The 15,717-nt window shown below is 71.4% G+C and carries 14 protein-coding genes and 1 tRNA gene; 6 read left to right on the top strand and 9 right to left on the bottom strand.

Annotated elements, in window-relative coordinates:
• Window positions 1-14: 14 nt before the first annotated feature.
• Together AC061S_RS37865 and AC061S_RS37870 are read right to left on the bottom strand one after the other, a co-directional pair.
• A complete protein-coding gene (locus AC061S_RS37865) occupies window positions 15-956 on the bottom strand; it encodes an aminoglycoside phosphotransferase family protein (protein WP_478690411.1) in 942 nt (313 codons plus the stop codon).
• A gap of 24 nt (window positions 957-980) precedes the next feature.
• Entirely contained in the window at window positions 981-1,700 is a 720-nt protein-coding gene (locus AC061S_RS37870; RefSeq protein ID WP_478690412.1) for a DsbA family protein, read from the bottom strand.
• Between the two features lie 160 nt (window positions 1,701-1,860).
• On the opposite strand from AC061S_RS37870, the gene AC061S_RS37875 reads away from it, so the two are divergent.
• A complete protein-coding gene (locus AC061S_RS37875; protein WP_478690413.1) occupies window positions 1,861-3,243 on the top strand; it encodes an NAD(P)/FAD-dependent oxidoreductase in 1,383 nt (460 codons plus the stop codon).
• An 89-nt stretch (window positions 3,244-3,332) separates the two neighbouring features.
• Here AC061S_RS37875 and AC061S_RS37880 read toward each other — a convergent pair.
• A tRNA-Thr gene (locus AC061S_RS37880) sits at window positions 3,333-3,405 on the bottom strand.
• Between the two features lie 159 nt (window positions 3,406-3,564).
• Between AC061S_RS37880 and AC061S_RS37885 the strand changes: the two genes are divergently transcribed.
• On the top strand, window positions 3,565-4,938 hold the full coding sequence (locus AC061S_RS37885) for an RNA-guided endonuclease InsQ/TnpB family protein (RefSeq protein WP_478690414.1): 1,374 nt from the start codon (window positions 3,565-3,567) through the stop codon (window positions 4,936-4,938).
• A 202-nt stretch (window positions 4,939-5,140) separates the two neighbouring features.
• Here the strand turns inward: AC061S_RS37885 and AC061S_RS37890 are convergent, their stop codons facing one another.
• Complete coding sequence (locus tag AC061S_RS37890) at window positions 5,141-5,809, bottom strand: hypothetical protein (protein ID WP_478690415.1); 669 nt, start codon at window positions 5,807-5,809, stop codon at window positions 5,141-5,143.
• 200 nt (window positions 5,810-6,009) lie between these two features.
• Between AC061S_RS37890 and AC061S_RS37895 the strand changes: the two genes are divergently transcribed.
• The 4 genes from AC061S_RS37895 to AC061S_RS37910 all read left to right on the top strand — a co-directional run bounded on the left by AC061S_RS37895 (window position 6,010) and on the right by AC061S_RS37910 (window position 9,886).
• Window positions 6,010-7,098: an ABC transporter ATP-binding protein gene (locus AC061S_RS37895; protein ID WP_478690416.1), complete on the top strand. Its 1,089-nt coding sequence runs from the start codon at window positions 6,010-6,012 to the stop codon at window positions 7,096-7,098.
• Between the two features lie 218 nt (window positions 7,099-7,316).
• On the top strand, window positions 7,317-7,730 hold the full coding sequence (locus tag AC061S_RS37900; protein WP_478690417.1) for a hypothetical protein: 414 nt from the start codon (window positions 7,317-7,319) through the stop codon (window positions 7,728-7,730).
• Window positions 7,731-7,772: 42 nt separating this feature from the next.
• A complete protein-coding gene (locus tag AC061S_RS37905) occupies window positions 7,773-8,534 on the top strand; it encodes a nucleotidyltransferase family protein (protein WP_478690418.1) in 762 nt (253 codons plus the stop codon).
• A 137-nt stretch (window positions 8,535-8,671) separates the two neighbouring features.
• Window positions 8,672-9,886 carry an IS30 family transposase gene (locus AC061S_RS37910; RefSeq protein WP_478690419.1) on the top strand — a complete coding sequence of 405 codons (1,215 nt, stop codon included), beginning with the start codon at window positions 8,672-8,674 and terminating at the stop codon, window positions 9,884-9,886.
• A gap of 79 nt (window positions 9,887-9,965) precedes the next feature.
• Here the strand turns inward: AC061S_RS37910 and AC061S_RS37915 are convergent, their stop codons facing one another.
• The 5 genes from AC061S_RS37915 to ispD form a co-directional block, all read right to left on the bottom strand.
• Entirely contained in the window at window positions 9,966-11,507 is a 1,542-nt protein-coding gene (locus AC061S_RS37915; protein ID WP_478690420.1) for a DoxX family protein, read from the bottom strand.
• Window positions 11,508-11,697: 190 nt separating this feature from the next.
• Entirely contained in the window at window positions 11,698-12,669 is a 972-nt protein-coding gene (rlmB, locus tag AC061S_RS37920) for a 23S rRNA (guanosine(2251)-2'-O)-methyltransferase RlmB (protein WP_327253530.1), read from the bottom strand.
• A 109-nt stretch (window positions 12,670-12,778) separates the two neighbouring features.
• Window positions 12,779-14,179, bottom strand: coding sequence for a cysteine--tRNA ligase (gene cysS, locus AC061S_RS37925; protein WP_478690421.1), 1,401 nt, complete (start codon window positions 14,177-14,179; stop codon window positions 12,779-12,781).
• Between the two features lie 159 nt (window positions 14,180-14,338).
• Window positions 14,339-14,953: a 2-C-methyl-D-erythritol 2,4-cyclodiphosphate synthase gene (ispF, locus tag AC061S_RS37930; RefSeq protein WP_478690422.1), complete on the bottom strand. Its 615-nt coding sequence runs from the start codon at window positions 14,951-14,953 to the stop codon at window positions 14,339-14,341.
• Window positions 14,943-15,689 carry a 2-C-methyl-D-erythritol 4-phosphate cytidylyltransferase gene (ispD, locus tag AC061S_RS37935; protein WP_478690423.1) on the bottom strand — a complete coding sequence of 249 codons (747 nt, stop codon included), beginning with the start codon at window positions 15,687-15,689 and terminating at the stop codon, window positions 14,943-14,945. The genes ispF and ispD overlap by 11 nt, the downstream gene beginning before the upstream one ends.
• Between the last annotated feature and the right edge of the window lie 28 nt (window positions 15,690-15,717).

Here is a 15,717-nt window from a genome sequence, read left to right on the forward strand (position 1 = left end):
CACCCCGCCCCGCCTCACCCCAGCAGCGACTCCGCGACCCTCAACTGCACCGCCGCCGGCCGGTCCCCGTCCTCCACGTCCCACAGGCAGTTCTGCAGCACCCGACCCAGCGTCCACGCCCGCGCCCGCTCCCGGTCCGCCCCCAGCGCCTCCGCGAGCGACTCGAAGCGCCACCGCACCTCCCGGGCACGGAAGTTGTTGACCAGCGCCGGCAGCAGCTCGAACCCCGGATCACCCGCGAGCGGCTTCGGATCGATGGCCAGCCACGCTTCGCGCCCGCCCGCCAGAACGTTGTCGTAGTGCAGGTCCCAGTGCAGCAGCCGGTCCCCCGGCTCCCCCGCCACCTCCGCCAGCGCCGCCGCGCAGTCCGCGACCAGCCCCCGCTCCCGGCCCTCCGCCAGCTGCGCCAGCGCACCCGGCACCGCCTCCAGCATCTCCGCCGCCACGTCCCCGAGCCGCCGCAGCCCCGCCGGCGCCGGGACCGCCGTCAGCCGGGCCAGCAACCCGCCGACGAGCTCCACCGCCCGCCTGGAATCCCGTACGGCCAGCGCCGACAGGTGCCTGCCCTCGTCAAGGCGCTCCAGCAGCAGCGTGCCGGTCTCCGCATCGTCCGCCAGCAGCCGTACGCAGCCCTCCCCGGCCCACGCGCGCAGCGCGAGCGCCTCCCCCGCGTTCTCCTCGTCCAGCGCCGGCAGCTTCAGCGCCGCCGCCGTCCCGTCGGCCCGCACCACCGGCAGCACCAGGGCCGTCACCCCGTACATCCCGGGCCCGGTCACCCGTAGCTCCCACCGCTCCAGGAAGTCAGCCACCCGCGCGGGCAGCGCATCGACGAACTCCCGCCCGGCCACACCGTTGTCACGCACCTGCGCCCGCACGAACGGCTCGGGAACCCCACCGAACCCACCGCCCGACCCGCCCGGCCACCCCTTGCCCACACCCGCCGTCACACCGTCCATGGCCCGACCCTAGGCCCACAGCCCCTAAGCGGAGGCCCCGATCCCGGCGCCCTTCAACGCCCGCGTGAACGCGCCCGCGTCGAACAGCGACCCGTCCCTCGACCCGACCGGCTTCCCCTCCACCAACACCATCGGCGTCGCCTGCGCACCCGTCGCCTCGAAGCCCTTCTCGGCCTCGGCGACCCACCCCTCGTACTTCCCGTCCCTCACCGCCGCGTCGAACTCCGCCCCGCGCAGCCCCGGCACCCGGTCCGCGATCTTCAGGAGCAGCTCGTCGGTGAACTTCCCCTCGGGCTGGCCGGCGAAGACCGCCGCGTGGAACTCCGCGAACTTCCCCGCGTCCACCGACGCGCGCAGCGCGTTGACCGCCTTGACCGAACCGCTCGCCCCGCCCTGGTCCAAGAACGAGGCCAACAGGTACTCGATCTTCACCTGCCCGGCCACCGCCAGCCTCAGCAGCGATTCTCCGCCGGCCTCCTCGAACCGCGCGCAGTGGCCGCACTTGGGGTCCACCAGCACCTGTGCCGTACGCGGCGCGTCCGGCTTCCCCACGACGATCTTCGCCCCGTCCACCGCCGCGGGCAGCCCCGCGAGCTGGTCGGCGATCGGGCTGATCCGGACCGGAACCTCGGAGACGGCCACGGCCTTCTGTTCCCCAGACCCGCAGCCGACGACCGCCCCGCCCAACAGGGCCACGGACGCGACCGCCGCGACCAGCCGCCCGGCCACCACAACCCGTGCCATATGAACCAGCACCTCTCACCCAAAAACCTGACAAAATCCCCGCCCCACCCTAAGGACGAGACCAGACCACCCACATCAGCCATTCGGCCACCTCTCAGCCCCCGAAACCCGACATCCCGCCCCTGGACACCCCTCCGGAACCCCGTGTACCAACTCCTCCATGACGATCAACGGCGGAATTTCCTTCTGGTACGCGACGGACGAGACCGCCCCCGCCCACCCACCCCGCGCCCCGCTCACCGGCAACACCACGGCCGACGTCGTCATCGTCGGCGGCGGCTACACCGGCCTGTGGACCGCGTACTACCTCAAGACCGCCGCCCCCGACCTGCGCGTCACCGTCCTGGAGCAGAAGTTCTGCGGCTACGGGGCCTCCGGCCGCAACGGCGGCTGGCTCTACAACGGCATCGCCGGCCGCGACCGCTACGCCACCCTCCACGGCCGCCCGGCCGCCCAACGCCTCCAGCACGCCATGAACGAGACCGTCACCGAGGTCATCGACACCGCCGCCAAGGAAGGCATCGACGCCGACATCCACCGCGGCGGAGTCCTCGAAGTGGCCCGCACCCCCGCCCAGCTCTCCCGCCTCAAGGCCTTCCACACCGCCGAACTCGCCTTCGGCGAAACGGACCGCGAGCTCTACGACGCCACCGACACCCGCGCCCGCATCAACATCGCGGACGCCGTGGGCTCCTCCTGGACCCCGCACGGAGCCCGCATCCACCCCCTGAAGCTGGTCAAGGGCCTGGCGGCGGCCTGCGAACGCCTCGGCGTCGTCATCCACGAGTCCACCCCCGTCACGGAGATCGCCCCGCGCCGCGCCCTCACCCCGTACGGCACGGTCCGCGCCCCGTACGTCCTGCGCTGCACGGAGGGCTTCACCGCCGCCCTCAAGGGCCAGAAGCGCTCCTGGCTCCCGATGAACTCCTCGATGATCGCCACGGCCCCGCTCCCGCCCGAGGTCTGGTCCCAACTCGGCTGGTCCGACGCCGCCACCCTCGGCGACATGGCCCACGCCTACATGTACGCCCAGCGCACGGCCGACGACCGCATCGCCATCGGCGGCCGCGGCGTCCCCTACCGCTACGGCTCACGCACGGACAACGACGGCCGCACCCAGCCCGCCACGATCACGGCCCTCACCCGCCTCCTCGAATCCTTCTTCCCGGCCCTCACGGGAGTCGAGATCACCCACGCCTGGTCGGGCGTCCTGGGCGTCCCCCGCGACTGGTGCGCCACGGTCACCCTCGACGCGACCACGGGCCTCGGCTGGGCCGGCGGCTACGTGGGCTCCGGCGTAGCCACGGCCAACCTCGCGGCCCGCACCCTCCGCGACCTGGTCCTCGGCGACAAGACCGACCTCACCACCCTCCCCTGGGTCAACCACCGCGTCCGCCGCTGGGAGCCGGAACCCTTCCGCTGGCTCGGCGTCCAGGCCCTCTACGCCGCCTACCGCGAGGCCGACCGCCGCGAATCCACCACCCACACCCCCACCACAACCCCGCTGGCCCGCCTGGCGGACCGCATCTCGGGCCGGCACTGACGGCACGCAAAAAGGCCCCGGGTGATCACCCGGGGCCTTCCGCTTCTGTTCGACTCAACCTGGCCAACAAGCCTCTGACCTGGAATTAGAGCCGCCTGTCGGAATCGAACCGACGACCTTCGCATTACAAGGGCGGCGCTCTACCAACTGAGCTAAGGCGGCACACGTGACACTGCACAGCGCGCAGAATCGCCTTCACTCTACACAGCCGCCAGACCCCGCCGCGAAGAACTTTCCGGCGTCCGCAACCCCTCGCCCACCCGTTCGTTCTTGGTACTGGAGTACACGTCCGACTATCGGACCGTAGGGGTGGGAGGGTTCGTGGCCGAAGCCGCGGAGCAGAGGAAGCGCGTCGTAGGCGCCGAGGCCAAGCGCCTCAAGCGCGAGGTCCTAGGCATCCCGGATCAGCGCAAGCACCAGCAGCGCGCCGCCAAACCGATCACGAGCCGGGCGAAGGAGCCGGGTACGCAACAGCGGGCGTACCGCTACCGCTTCTACCCCACCGACGCACAGGCCAAGCAGTTGCTGCAGACGTTCGGCGCCTGCCGTTGGGTCTACAACGAGGGCCTTGCACTCCGAGTGAAGGCATGGGACGAGCACAGCCTCTCCCTCGGCTTCGCCGAGACCTCCCGCGCGCTGACCGGCTGGCGCCGGGCCCCGGAGACCCCGTGGCTCCAAGATGTGTCTTCGACCGTGCTCCAGCAAGCGTTACGCCACCTCGACTCCGCGTTCACCCGCTTCTTCAGGGGCACGGCAAAGTACCCGAAGCCGAAGCGCAAGCACCGCTCACGGGACTCGGCGACTTACGTCCGTACCGGCTTCCGCTGGCGCGAGGACCCCGAGCGGCCGGGCACCGGGCTCATCTCCTTGGCGAAGCAGACGGAACCGCTGGACGTGCGGTGGTCCCGCCCCCTGCCCGCCGGTGTCACACCGGTGAAACTGACGGTGATCCGTGACCGCGCCGGCCGCTTCTTCCTCTACGCCCTCGTGGAAGAGCGGATTCCTCGACTCCCCACCGCCTTGGCTCAGGGCACGGATGCTCCGAAGGCCGTCGGAATCGACCTCGGACTGGCAGCCTTGGTCACCTTGGACGACGGCAGCACCGTGGACCACCCGCGGCTGCTGAAGAAGTACGCGAAGAAGCCGGCCCGGCTCCAGAAGGAGCTGCACCGGAAGCGGAAGGGATCGAACAACCGCGGCAAGGCGCGCGTGAAGATTGCCAGGCTGTACGCGTTGATCAGTGATGTACGCAGAGACGCCCTCGACCAGCTCACCACCCGCCTCGTGCGCGAGAACCAAGTGCTCGTGGTGGAAGACCTGGCCGTTGCGAACCTCCTGCGCTCGCCGAAGCTGAGGAACGCCATCACCGACGCTTCGTGGGGCATGCTCCTCGAGATGCTCCGCTACAAGGCGGCCTGGTACGGACGCACCCTGGTCGTCGTCGACCGGTTCTTCCCCTCGACCCGGCGTTGCTCCTCCTGCCACACCAAGGGCGAGCAGCTCGACCTGTCCGTCCGGACATGGACGTGCGCCGCCTGCGGGGTTGCTCACGATCGTGACGGGAATGCCGCTGTGAACCTCCGCGACGAGGGGCTGCGGTTGTACTGGTCGGTGGCAATGGCGCTGCCGCCCGGCAGAACCCCGCCCGCGGTCATCCGTGCGTCTGAGCTACCCGAGTGCGTCACGGCCGCGTAGGCCGTAGCTGAGCAACAGGCCGACGGGCCGTCGGTCTTCATGCCTGTGGAGTCTGTGTAAGACCGTCTGGTGCATCCCTCAGGGCTGCACCAGACGGCAGCGGGCGGTGAAACAGGAAGCGCCGCTCGTGAGGGCGGCACTGGGGTCAAAAGTGTGCTGCTCTGGCCCTCAGCAGGTCAAAAATCTGGCGCTCTGCCCACCGTCAAACCCCCGGATACCCCGCCCGCACCACCCGCGGCCCCACCGCCTCCAGGGGCAGGCCCGGGTTGAGGGCGTGCACGACCTCCTGGGTGAGCGGGCGCAGCTCCCACACGTGGCGGATCGCCTCCAGGGGGAGGTCCGTCTCGTAGTAGTCCTCGGCGAAGTCGCGGTAGGCCTCCGGGGTGCCCGCCACGAGCAGTTCGAAGAGGTAGTCCGCGCCGTCCGGGTCGGACGTGCCCTCCGGGAATTCCACCTTGCCCGCGCGCCACTGCGCGTCGGCGGTCTCGCGCCAGAAGACGGCGGTCGCGTTGAGCACGCCGTCCACGCAGAACGCCGGCTCCGTCAGGTACGGCCGGAAGGCCTCCGGTATGCCGTCGGTCAGGCCCGGCCACACGTCCGCCTGGTCGGTGTCCGCCCACGGGCTCATCACCGACTCGTGGTCGAAGCCGTGCCCGAAGACCCCGTCCGCCGTGAAGACGATCGCGTAGTCGTCGCCGGAGCCGTTGTCCATCAGCGCCGCCTCCTCGCCGGGGCCCCACGCCGGGTCGTAGGAGAAGTAGCCGTCGTCCTCGTCGCCGCTGATCACCAGTTCCAGCGCCGCCAGCGCCCGGCAGCGGTCGCGCAGCGTCTCGATGTCGGGCAGCCCGCGGGTCACCTCGTAGATGGTCATGGGCGCGATCAAAGCAGCCGCCTCTGACAGCCGCCCGGGGCGGTCGGGGACAGATCTCGGGACGTCGGGGAAGTCACCCCGGCCCAGGTGCTGACAGGAGCGGTTCGGGCGGGTAGCGTCGGGCCGAGTCCAGGTCACTGGACTAGACCTTCCACTCGGATCGTCCGGCACGTTCCTGCCGGTAGAAGGGATTCATCACCATGGCTTCTGTCACTTTCGACAAGGCGACCCGTCTGTACCCCGGCGGCGACAAGCCTGCTGTGGACCAGCTGGAGCTGGAGATCGCGGACGGCGAGTTCCTCGTCCTCGTCGGCCCCTCCGGCTGCGGCAAGTCCACCTCGCTGCGCATGCTGGCCGGTCTGGAGGACGTCAACGGCGGTGCCATCCGCATCGGTGACCGCGACGTCACGCACCTGCCGCCCAAGGACCGGGACATCGCGATGGTGTTCCAGAACTACGCGCTCTACCCGCACATGTCCGTGGCCGACAACATGGGCTTCGCGCTCAAGATCGCCGGCGAGGACAAGGCCACCATCCGCCGGAAGGTGGAGGACGCGGCGAAGATGCTGGACCTGACCCAGTACCTCGACCGCAAGCCGAAGGCGCTCTCGGGCGGTCAGCGCCAGCGCGTCGCGATGGGCCGCGCGATCGTGCGCAAGCCGCAGGTGTTCCTCATGGACGAGCCGCTGTCGAACCTCGACGCCAAGCTCCGCGTGTCCACGCGTACGCAGATCGCGGCGCTCCAGCGCGACCTGGGCATCACCACCGTCTACGTCACCCACGACCAGGTCGAGGCGATGACGATGGGCGACCGCGTCGCGGTCCTGAAGGACGGTCTGCTGCAGCAGGTCGACACCCCGCGCAACATGTACGACCGTCCGGCGAACCTGTTCGTCGCCGGCTTCATCGGCTCGCCTGCGATGAACCTCGTCGAGGTCCCGATCGCCGACGGCGGCGTGAAGTTCGGCGAGAGCGTGGTCCCGGTCTCGCGCGAGGCCCTGTCCGCCGCGGCCGACGCGGGCGACCGCACGGTCACGGTGGGCGTGCGTCCGGAGCACTTCGACATCGGTGACACGGGCGGTCTGACCATCACCGTGAACGTCGTCGAGGAGCTGGGCGCCGACGGTTACGTCTACGGCTCGACCTCGCACTCCGAGGGCTCGCAGGACATCGTGGTGCGCGTGAACGGCCGCCAGGTGCCGGAGAAGGGCTCCACGCTCCACGTGGTGCCGCGCGCTTCGGAGATCCACGTCTTCTCGACGTCCTCCGGTGCCCGCCTGTCCGGCTGACCCGTCGCGCAGGAGCCGTACCCGCACGCGCCGTACCCGCACACGCTGAACCCACCGGAGGGGCGTCCCGTCAAGGGGCGCCCCTCCGGCGCGAGTTCCGGCAGATCGGGCCATTCGGCCCCAAGCGTCAACCCTTAATTCGAAAAGCCACGTCGAACCATCCCCCGACCGGGTGACTAAATGTCGCCATATCTTCACCGAGCGCTACTCTCGCCCTCGTGACCCACACTGCCCGCCGTATCGGCCGATCCCTCGCCCTGGTCCTGCCCGTCGTCCTGGTCCTGTCCGGGACCCTCGCGGTCACCATGGTCCCCTGGGCGGACAACACCCCCTCCCAGATCCTGACCGCGTCCGCCGAGGACGTCTCCGTCCCCGCGAAGCCGCTCGCCGCCCAGGACGTGCTGCGCGACAAGCTGTTGAGCGAGATCCAGCAGGGCGAGCAGCCGGGTGACGTCCTCACCCACCTCCAGCAGGAGGTCGACCGGCGGCCGTCGCTCGCCGAGCACTGCGTGGGGATCGCGCGCGCCCTCGGGAGGGCCGCGGTGGACGCCTACGGGCCCACGAAGGCCCAGTCGTTCGCGCGGCCGGTGTGCGACACCTCGTACGCGTCCGGCGTCGCCTCCATGGGCTGACGGCCGCCGCCGCACGCCCTTCAGCACCCGGATACAACGAACATGACCGATTCCGAGCGTTCCGACCGACTCCACGCGGCCGCGTTCCCGGCTTCCCCGACCCAGGCGGTTGTCCTGGCGGGGGGTCAGGGTTCGCGGCTGCGGCCTTATACGGACGACCGTCCCAAGCCGATGGTGGAGATTCCCGGAACGGGGATGCCGATCATCGGGCACCAGCTCGCGTGGCTGGCCTCCGAGGGGGTGACGGACGCGGTGGTCTCGTGCGGACACCTCGCGGAGGTGCTCCAGGAGTGGCTGGCCGAGGCCCCGTTGCCGCTGCGGGTGACAACCGTCGTGGAGGACGAGCCGCTGGGCCGGGGCGGTGGTCTGAAGTACGCCGCCCGGCACCTTCCGCACCCCGACCGGTCCTGGTACGCGACCAACGGGGATGTGTGGACCCGCTTCTCGCTGCGCGAGATGGCCGCCTTCCATGCCGAACGCGGCGCCACGGCCACGCTCGCGCTGGCCCGGCCGCGCATTCCGTGGGGGGTGGTGGAGATCAACGAGTACGGGCACGTACTGGACTTCATCGAGGCGCCGCAGTCGCCGTACCCGGTGAATGCCGGCGTGTACGTCTTCGGGCCCGAATTCGCCGCGCTGCTGCCGGACTTGGGCGACCACGAGCGTACGACGTTCCCGCGCCTGGCCCGCGAGCGGCGCCTGGCGGGCTTCCCGCTGCCCCAGGGGGCCTACTGGCGGGCGATCGACACGGCGAAGGACCTGACCGAGGTGGCACGGGAGTTGGCCGCGCAGAACGCCCCGTAGCGCCTCTCCCCGCCTGTACGGGCCCACAGGCGCCCGTACAGGCCCCTACGGGCCCCTGGCGGCCCCGCGCACGAAGAAGGCCCGGCACGCTCCTTGGGTTCTAGGAGTCGTTGCAACACCCCAGTTCAAGGGGTGCGATGGACTTCAAGATCCGGGGGGACCGGAAGCCGCAGGGAGCCAGGAAGCTCTCTGCGGAGCGGGCGGCATACTCGCAGCTCATGCGGCGAGGCCTGAACAACGAGGAAGCGTGCCGGATCGTCGGGATCAACCCGAAGACCGGCAGACGCTGGCGCAACGGACGTAACCAGTCCGGCGGGAACAAGGCGGCACCACCGATACACGCGGTGGTGCCGCCTCCCGTTTCCCCGCGGTACCTGTGCGAGGCCGACCGCATACACATCGCCGACCGGCTGCGGGAGAAGGCCACCGTCCGGGCGATCGCAACAGAACTGGGCCGCAGCCCCTCCACCGTCAGCCGGGAGATCCGCCGCAACCGGCACCCGGTGGGCGGCCAGTACCGGCCCCACGCGGCCCAGGCCCGCGCCGATGCCCGCCGCCCCCGCCCCAAACCGTCCAAGATCGGCCAGAACCCCGAACTGCGAGCAGCCGTCCAAGCGGGCCTGGACCAGCGGTGGAGCCCGGAACAGATCTGCCAGGCTCTGCGCAGAACCTTCCCCGACCGGCCGGAGATGCACGTGGTCCACGAAACCGTCTACCAGGCTCTTTACGTCCAAGGACGCGGAGAGCTACGGCGCGAGCTCGCCGGCGCCCTGCGCAGTGGCCGTGCCCGCCGCAGACCCCACCGCCAGGCGAACTCCCGACAGCCCCGCTTCACCGACCCGATGGTCATGATCAGCGAGCGGCCCGCGGAAGCGGCAGACCGGGCGGTGCCCGGTCACTGGGAAGGCGATCTGATCATCGGCAAGGACGGCGGCTCGGCGATCGGCACGCTCGTCGAACGCGCCACCCGCTACGTCATGCTCCTGCACCTGCCAGACGGCCGCAGCGCCGAACACGTCCGCGACGCGCTCATCGCCACGGTCCAGACCCTGCCCTCCCACCTCAAGCGGTCCCTGACCTGGGACCAGGGCTCCGAGATGGCCTCGCACCGCTCCTTCACCATCGCCACCGACGTCCCGGTCTTCTTCTGCGACCCGGCCAGTCCCTGGCAGCGTGGCTCCAACGAAAACACGAACGGGCTGCTGCGTCAGTACTTCCCCAAGGGAACCGATCTCTCGGCCCACACCCGCGACCACCTCGACGCCGTCGCCGCCCAGCTCAACGGCCGCCCACGCAAAACGCTCGACTGGGAAACCCCAGCCGAGCGCCTGCATAAACTCCTCGCGGCCTGATCAAACCGACCACGTGTTGCGACGACCGCAAGAAACCGCCCCCTCGCGTGCCGGGCCCTTCGCCTTCGTGGGGCGCCTGTCAGCCTCCGAGGAGTCCGCCCAGCAGGTCGGGCTTCTGCGGCGCGGTGCTTCCCGTCCCCGCGGTGGAGCCGCCGCTGCCCGTTCCCGTGGAGCTGGCCGGGGGCTTCTGCGGGGTGGACTGGCGGGGGGTGCTGCGCGGGGTCTGGCTGCCGCTGGTGGTGCCGCGGGTCGCGGTGGGCGAGCCGGAGCCGGCCGTCGGGGAGGTCGAACCGGCGGTGCTGCGCCCGGACTTGGCGGCCGGCGAGGAGGCTCCGGCCGAGGGCTGTGCGGCCGGCTTCGAGGGCTTGGGGCTCACGGGCTGCTGCTGCGGGGTGCGCGGCAGGGGCCGCCCGGGCAGGTAGTTGCTCGGGGCTTCGCCGGGTCCGGGCACGGTGACCACGGTGGTGGAGCGGACGGCGCCGCCGAGGAGCGAGCCGATGAGCAGGGTGAGTCCGCAGATGACGCCGGCCATGACGGCTCCGCGGCGCAGGACCCGGCGGCGCAGCCGCCAGACTTCGGAACGCGGGCCCAGGGTGCGCCAGGCCTCGCTCGCGAGGCGGCCGTCCAGGGAGTAGACGGGGGCGCCGGCGATGATCAGCGGGCTCCAGGCGGCGAGGTAGATGATGTCGGGGGCGTCGTAGGCGGGGACGGTCTTCCAGCTCACCGTCATCAGGAGCGCGGCGGACAGCAGGGCGCCGAAGCAGGCGGCGAACCGCTGCCACAGGCCGAAGACCGTCAGCACGCCCACGATGACCTGGAGGAAGGCCACGCTGAGCCCGGCGCCGACCGGGTGGGCCAGCGCGAAGTCGCGCAGCGGTTCGGCGAGGGCCCAGGGCTGCAGGGTCTGCAGCCAGGTGACCATGGAGCCGCGCTCGCCGCCGTCGAAGTAGACGGGGTCGCACAGTTTGCCCATGCCGGCGTAGATGGAGATGAAGCCGAGGAAGACGCGCAGCGGGAGCAGCACGACGCCAAGGTTCATGCGGCGGCCGGGGTAGTACGAGGCCTGCGCGCGGGCGTCGCTCTGGGCCCGGTGGGACTCCGCGGATCCGGTGGCTTCCGGGTGCGCGGCGTCGTAGGCCCCGTGGGGGAGGCCTCCCACTGCGGGCTGCGTGCGGGTGTCTTCGGCGTCGCCGTAGCTGCGCTGGCCGATGACGGTCGGGGTGGCGAGGGTGTCGTCCGCGAGGTCGTGGGCGAGGTCGATGCGCGGGATGACCTGGGTGGCTCCGCCGTCGTACTCGTCGTGGCCGCGCCCGTGCTCGCGTACGGCCTGGAGCAGGCCGCCCATGGCGGCGCTGGCGGCGGCGTCGCCGGGGGCGGACTTGCCGCTCCAGACGACGGGCCGGCGGCGGACGGCGCCGGCTCCGGCGGCCGCGAGGGCCCCGCCGAGTGCCGGGGCGAGCCCGGGGGCGCCCGCGGGCCTGGGACGCGCGCTGGGGCTCGGAGCGAGCCGCACGCGGAAGCTGGCGTGGTTGACGATGACCTGTGCGGGGTCGCACGGCACCTTGACCATGCTCAGCGCGGGCTGGTCGTCGAACCCTGGCGTTCTGGTGTCCACACTCATCTAACCGAGTGATGAGTGTTTAGGACACTGCCTTGACATCAGGGATGTGTCCGAGACCCGTCAAATCAAGCCACCCCGCCGGTAGGGGGCGGGGTGGCACGCTCACGGGTCACGTCCGGTGAGCCAAGTGGATCAAGCGGCGGCCGCGGTGGTGCTCAGGCGCCGCTGCTCATGCGGGTGCCGGTGCTGCTCAGGCGCGGCCGCGGGTGGCGCGGCGGCGGGAGGCCTCGTAGAGGACGACGCCCGCTGCGACACCGGCGTTGAGCGACTCGGCGCCGCCCGGCATCGGGATGCGCACGAGGTAGTCGCAGTTCTCGCCGACGAGGCGGCCGAGGCCCTTGCCCTCGGAGCCGACGACGATGACGACGGGGCCGCCGAGCGCTTCGAGCTCGTGGACCTCGTGGGTGCCCTCGGCGGCGAGGCCGACGACGGTGATGCCGGCCTTCTTGTACTCCTGGATGGCGCGGGTCAGGTTGGTGACGCGCGAGACCGGGGTACGGGCGGCGGTGCCGGCCGAGGACTTCCAGGCACCGGCGGTCATGCCGGCGGCGCGGCGCTCGGGGATGACCACGCCGTGGCCGCCGAAGGCGGAGACGGAGCGGACGATCGCGCCGAGGTTGCGCGGGTCGGTGACGCCGTCGAGGGCGACGATGAGGGGGTCCTCGTGGTTCTCGTACGCGGCGGCGGTGAGGTCCTCCGGGTGCGCGTACTCGTACGGCGGGACCTGGAGGACCAGGCCCTGGTGGTTGAGGCCGTTGGTCAGCCGGTCGAGCTCGGGGCGCGGGGCTTCCATCAGGTTGATGTTGCCGCGCTCGGCCGCGAGCTGGAGGGCTTCGCGGACGCGCTCGTCGTTGTCGATGAACTGCTGTACGTACAGGGTGACGGCCGGCACGCCGTCGCGCAGCGCCTCGAAGACCGGGTTGCGGCCGACGACCATCTCGCTGGTGCCCTTGGGGCCGCCGCGGCGCGGCGCCGGGCGGCGCTTGGCCGCCTGGCGGGCCATGGCGTTGCTGATGCGGTTGGCCTTGTGCTTCTTGCGGTCCTCGGCCTTGGGCGTGGGGCCCTTGCCTTCCAGGGCCTTGCGCCGCTGGCCACCGCTGCCGACCGTCGCGCCCTTCTTGTTGGACGTGCGGCGGTTCCTGCGCTGGCTGTTCCCGGCCATGACCTCTACCTGTTTTCGTTGGTGCTGCGGTATGTACGTATGAAGAGTGTGCCGCCCGGATCGCCGGGCGGCCCAATCTGAGTGCGCCAGTGGGACTGCGCCGGTGGGCTCAGCGGGGGCCGAGCGTCCATCGGGGTCCGGTGGGGCTGTCCTCGATGACCAGGCCCGACTGCTGGAGCTGGTCGCGGATGGCGTCGGCGGTGGCCCAGTCCTTGCGGGCGCGCGCCGATTCGCGCTGCTCCAGGACCAGGCGTACGAGGGTGTCCACGGCTCCGTGGAGGTCCTCGCCGCGATCGGCTTCACCCACCCAGTGCGGGTCGAGGGGGTCGAGGCCGAGGACGCCCAGCATGGCCCGGACCTCCGACAGGCGCGCGATGGCCGCGTCCTTGTCGTCGGCGGCGAGTGCGCTGTTGCCCTGGCGGACGGTGGTGTGGATGATCGCGAGCGCCTGCGGGACGCCCAGGTCGTCGTCCATGGCCTCGGCGAAGGCGGGCGGGACCTCGGCGGCGGGCTCGACGGCGCCGCCGGCCTTCTCGATGACGCGCTGGATGAAGCCCTCGATGCGCGCGAAGCCGGATTCGGCCTCGCGCAGGGACTCCACGCTGTACTCGATCATCGAGCGGTAGTGCGGGGTGCCGAGGTAGTAGCGCAGCACGATCGGGCGCCAGACCTTCAGCATCTCGGACACGAGGACGGAGTTGCCGAGCGACTTGGACATCTTCTCGCCGGAGAGGGTGACCCAGGCGTTGTGCATCCAGTACTTCGCGAACTCGTCGCCGTAGGCCTTGGCCTGGACGATCTCGTTCTCGTGGTGCGGGAAGATCAGGTCGAGCCCGCCGCCGTGGATGTCGAAGGCGCTGCCGAGGTACTTGTGCGCCATCGCGGAGCACTCCAGGTGCCAGCCGGGACGGCCGCGGCCCCACGGGGTCTCCCAGTCGGGCTCGCCCGGCTTGGAGGCCTTCCACATGGCGAAGTCGCGGGGGTCGCGCTTGCCGGTGATGCCCGACTCGGCGGGCTGGCGCAGGTCGTCGATGTCCTGGTTGGAGAGCTCCAGGTAGCCGGGGAAGGAGCGCACGTCGAAGTAGACGCTGCCGTCGGCGACGTAGGCGTGGCCGCGCTCGATGAGCCCGCGCATCATCTCGATCATCTCGGGCACGTGGCCGGTGGCGCGCGGCTCGTACGTGGGCGGGAGGCAGCCCAGCGCGTTGTAGCCGTCGTTGAAGGCGCGCTCGTTCTCGTAGCCGATGGACCACCAGGGGCGGCCCTGGGCCTCGCCCTTCGCGATGATCTTGTCGTCGATGTCGGTGACGTTGCGGATGAAGGTGACGTCGAGCCCGCGGTAGGTGAACCAGCGGCGCGCGATGTCGAAGTTCAGGTACGAGCGGACGTGCCCGATGTGCGGAGCCGCCTGCACGGTGGCGCCACAGAGGTAGATCGAGACGCAGCCCGGAACGAGCGGGGTGAAGTCACGGATCTGCCGGGCGCTGGTGTCGTACAGGCGAATAGTCACGGCATCCAGGGTAGTGCGCCTGTAGCAGTGCCCCGCGACCCTTTCGGCACGCGGGGCCCGCTTTGTTGTCGAAGAGCCGCGGGAGCGGTGTGGGCGTACGGGGTATTAGGGGTGTTTCCCGGATCTCCACGGACGCCGCGGAGATCCGGGAAACACCCCCTAAGCCCGGTTCGTCCGGTAGACGAGGGCCGTGGCGATGGCGGCGAGGCCTTCGGCGCGGCCGGTGAGCCCCAGTCCGTCGGTGGTGGTGCCCGAGACGGAGACGGGGGCGCCCGCGGCGGCGGCGAGCGCCTTCTGCGCCTCTTCGCGCCGCTTGCCGATCTTCGGGCGTACGCCGATCACCTGGACGGCGATGTTGCCGATCTCGAAGCCCTCGGCGCGGACGATGCGGGCGGCTTCGGCCAGGAGGGTGACTCCGGCGGCGCCGGACCACTCGGGGCGGGAGGTGCCGAAGTGCGCGCCGAGGTCGCCGACGCCGGCGGCGGAGAAGAGGGCGTCGCAGGCGGCGTGCGCGGCGACGTCCCCGTCGGAGTGCCCGGCGAGGCCGTCCTCGCCCTCCCAGAGCAGGCCGGCGCACCACAGTTCGCGGCCGGTCTCGAAGGCGTGCACGTCGGTGCCGATGCCGACGAGCGGGATGACGGGGCCGGGGGCGGCGGCCTGCCCGCCGTCACCCGCGGCCGGGGCGGCGGCGGACCGGACGACGGCTTCGGCCGGAGCCGCAGAACCGGCGCCCGCCCCCGCGGACTCCTCGAAACCTGCGGAGCTAGTACGCATCGGTGGCCCTCCGGCGGGCGAGTACGGCCTCGGCGAGGACCAGGTCGAGCGGGCGGGTGACCTTGAAGGCCTCTTCGTGGCCGGGGACCACCACGACGGTGACGCCGAGCTGCTCGACCATGCCGGCGTCGTCCGTGGCGCCCTCGCCGTTCACGGCAATCTTCTCGTGCGCGAGGCGGAGCGTGGCGAGGTCGAAGCCCTGCGGGGTCTGTACGGCGCGCAGCCGGGCCCGTACGGGGGTGGCGACGACCGGCTCGGGCTCGCCGGGCTCGCCGGGCTCGACCTCCTTGACGGTGTCGGCCAGCGGGAGGGCGGGGACGACGGCGGGTGCGCCGTCGCGGACGGCCTCGACGACGGAGTCGACGGTGTCCACGGGGACCAGGGGGCGGGCCGCGTCGTGGATGAGGACGGCGGTGATGTCGGCCGGGAGGGCGGCCAGGCCGGCGCGTACGGATTCCTGCCGGGTCTCCCCGCCGGGGACGACCAGGATCTCCGTGCGCTCGGGCAGCGCGTGCTCGTCGAGCAGCCGGCGCACCTCGGTGGTGTCGGCGGGGGGCGCCACGACGACGACGAGGGCGACCGCGCGGGAGCGCGCCATGGCGCGTACGGCGTGGATGAGCATGGGGGTGCCGCCCAGGGTCCGCAGGGCCTTGGGGGCGCCGGGACCGAGACGGACCCCGCGGCCGGCGGCCGGGATCACCGCGGCGGTGCGGTGCGGGCGCGATTCGTCAGACATCAGTAGCTCCGAGCCAGGTTTGTGACTT

The sequence above is a fragment of the Streptomyces sp. CA189 genome (assembly GCF_056428985.1).

What these genes read in the sequence shown, in the direction of transcription:
- ispF (WP_478690422.1), bottom strand. Translation starts at nt 14,953, where the DNA reads ATGCGTACTAGCTCCGCAGGTTTCGAGGAGTCCGCGGGGGCGGGCGCC.
- AC061S_RS37910 (WP_478690419.1), top strand. Translation starts at nt 8,672, where the DNA reads ATGGACTTCAAGATCCGGGGGGACCGGAAGCCGCAGGGAGCCAGGAAG.
- AC061S_RS37890 (WP_478690415.1), bottom strand. Translation starts at nt 5,809, where the DNA reads ATGACCATCTACGAGGTGACCCGCGGGCTGCCCGACATCGAGACGCTG.
- ispD (WP_478690423.1), bottom strand. Translation starts at nt 15,689, where the DNA reads ATGTCTGACGAATCGCGCCCGCACCGCACCGCCGCGGTGATCCCGGCC.
- AC061S_RS37915 (WP_478690420.1), bottom strand. Translation starts at nt 11,507, where the DNA reads ATGAGTGTGGACACCAGAACGCCAGGGTTCGACGACCAGCCCGCGCTG.
- AC061S_RS37875 (WP_478690413.1), top strand. Translation starts at nt 1,861, where the DNA reads ATGACGATCAACGGCGGAATTTCCTTCTGGTACGCGACGGACGAGACC.
- rlmB (WP_327253530.1), bottom strand. Translation starts at nt 12,669, where the DNA reads ATGGCCGGGAACAGCCAGCGCAGGAACCGCCGCACGTCCAACAAGAAG.
- AC061S_RS37870 (WP_478690412.1), bottom strand. Translation starts at nt 1,700, where the DNA reads ATGGCACGGGTTGTGGTGGCCGGGCGGCTGGTCGCGGCGGTCGCGTCC.
- AC061S_RS37895 (WP_478690416.1), top strand. Translation starts at nt 6,010, where the DNA reads ATGGCTTCTGTCACTTTCGACAAGGCGACCCGTCTGTACCCCGGCGGC.
- AC061S_RS37905 (WP_478690418.1), top strand. Translation starts at nt 7,773, where the DNA reads ATGACCGATTCCGAGCGTTCCGACCGACTCCACGCGGCCGCGTTCCCG.
- AC061S_RS37865 (WP_478690411.1), bottom strand. Translation starts at nt 956, where the DNA reads ATGGACGGTGTGACGGCGGGTGTGGGCAAGGGGTGGCCGGGCGGGTCG.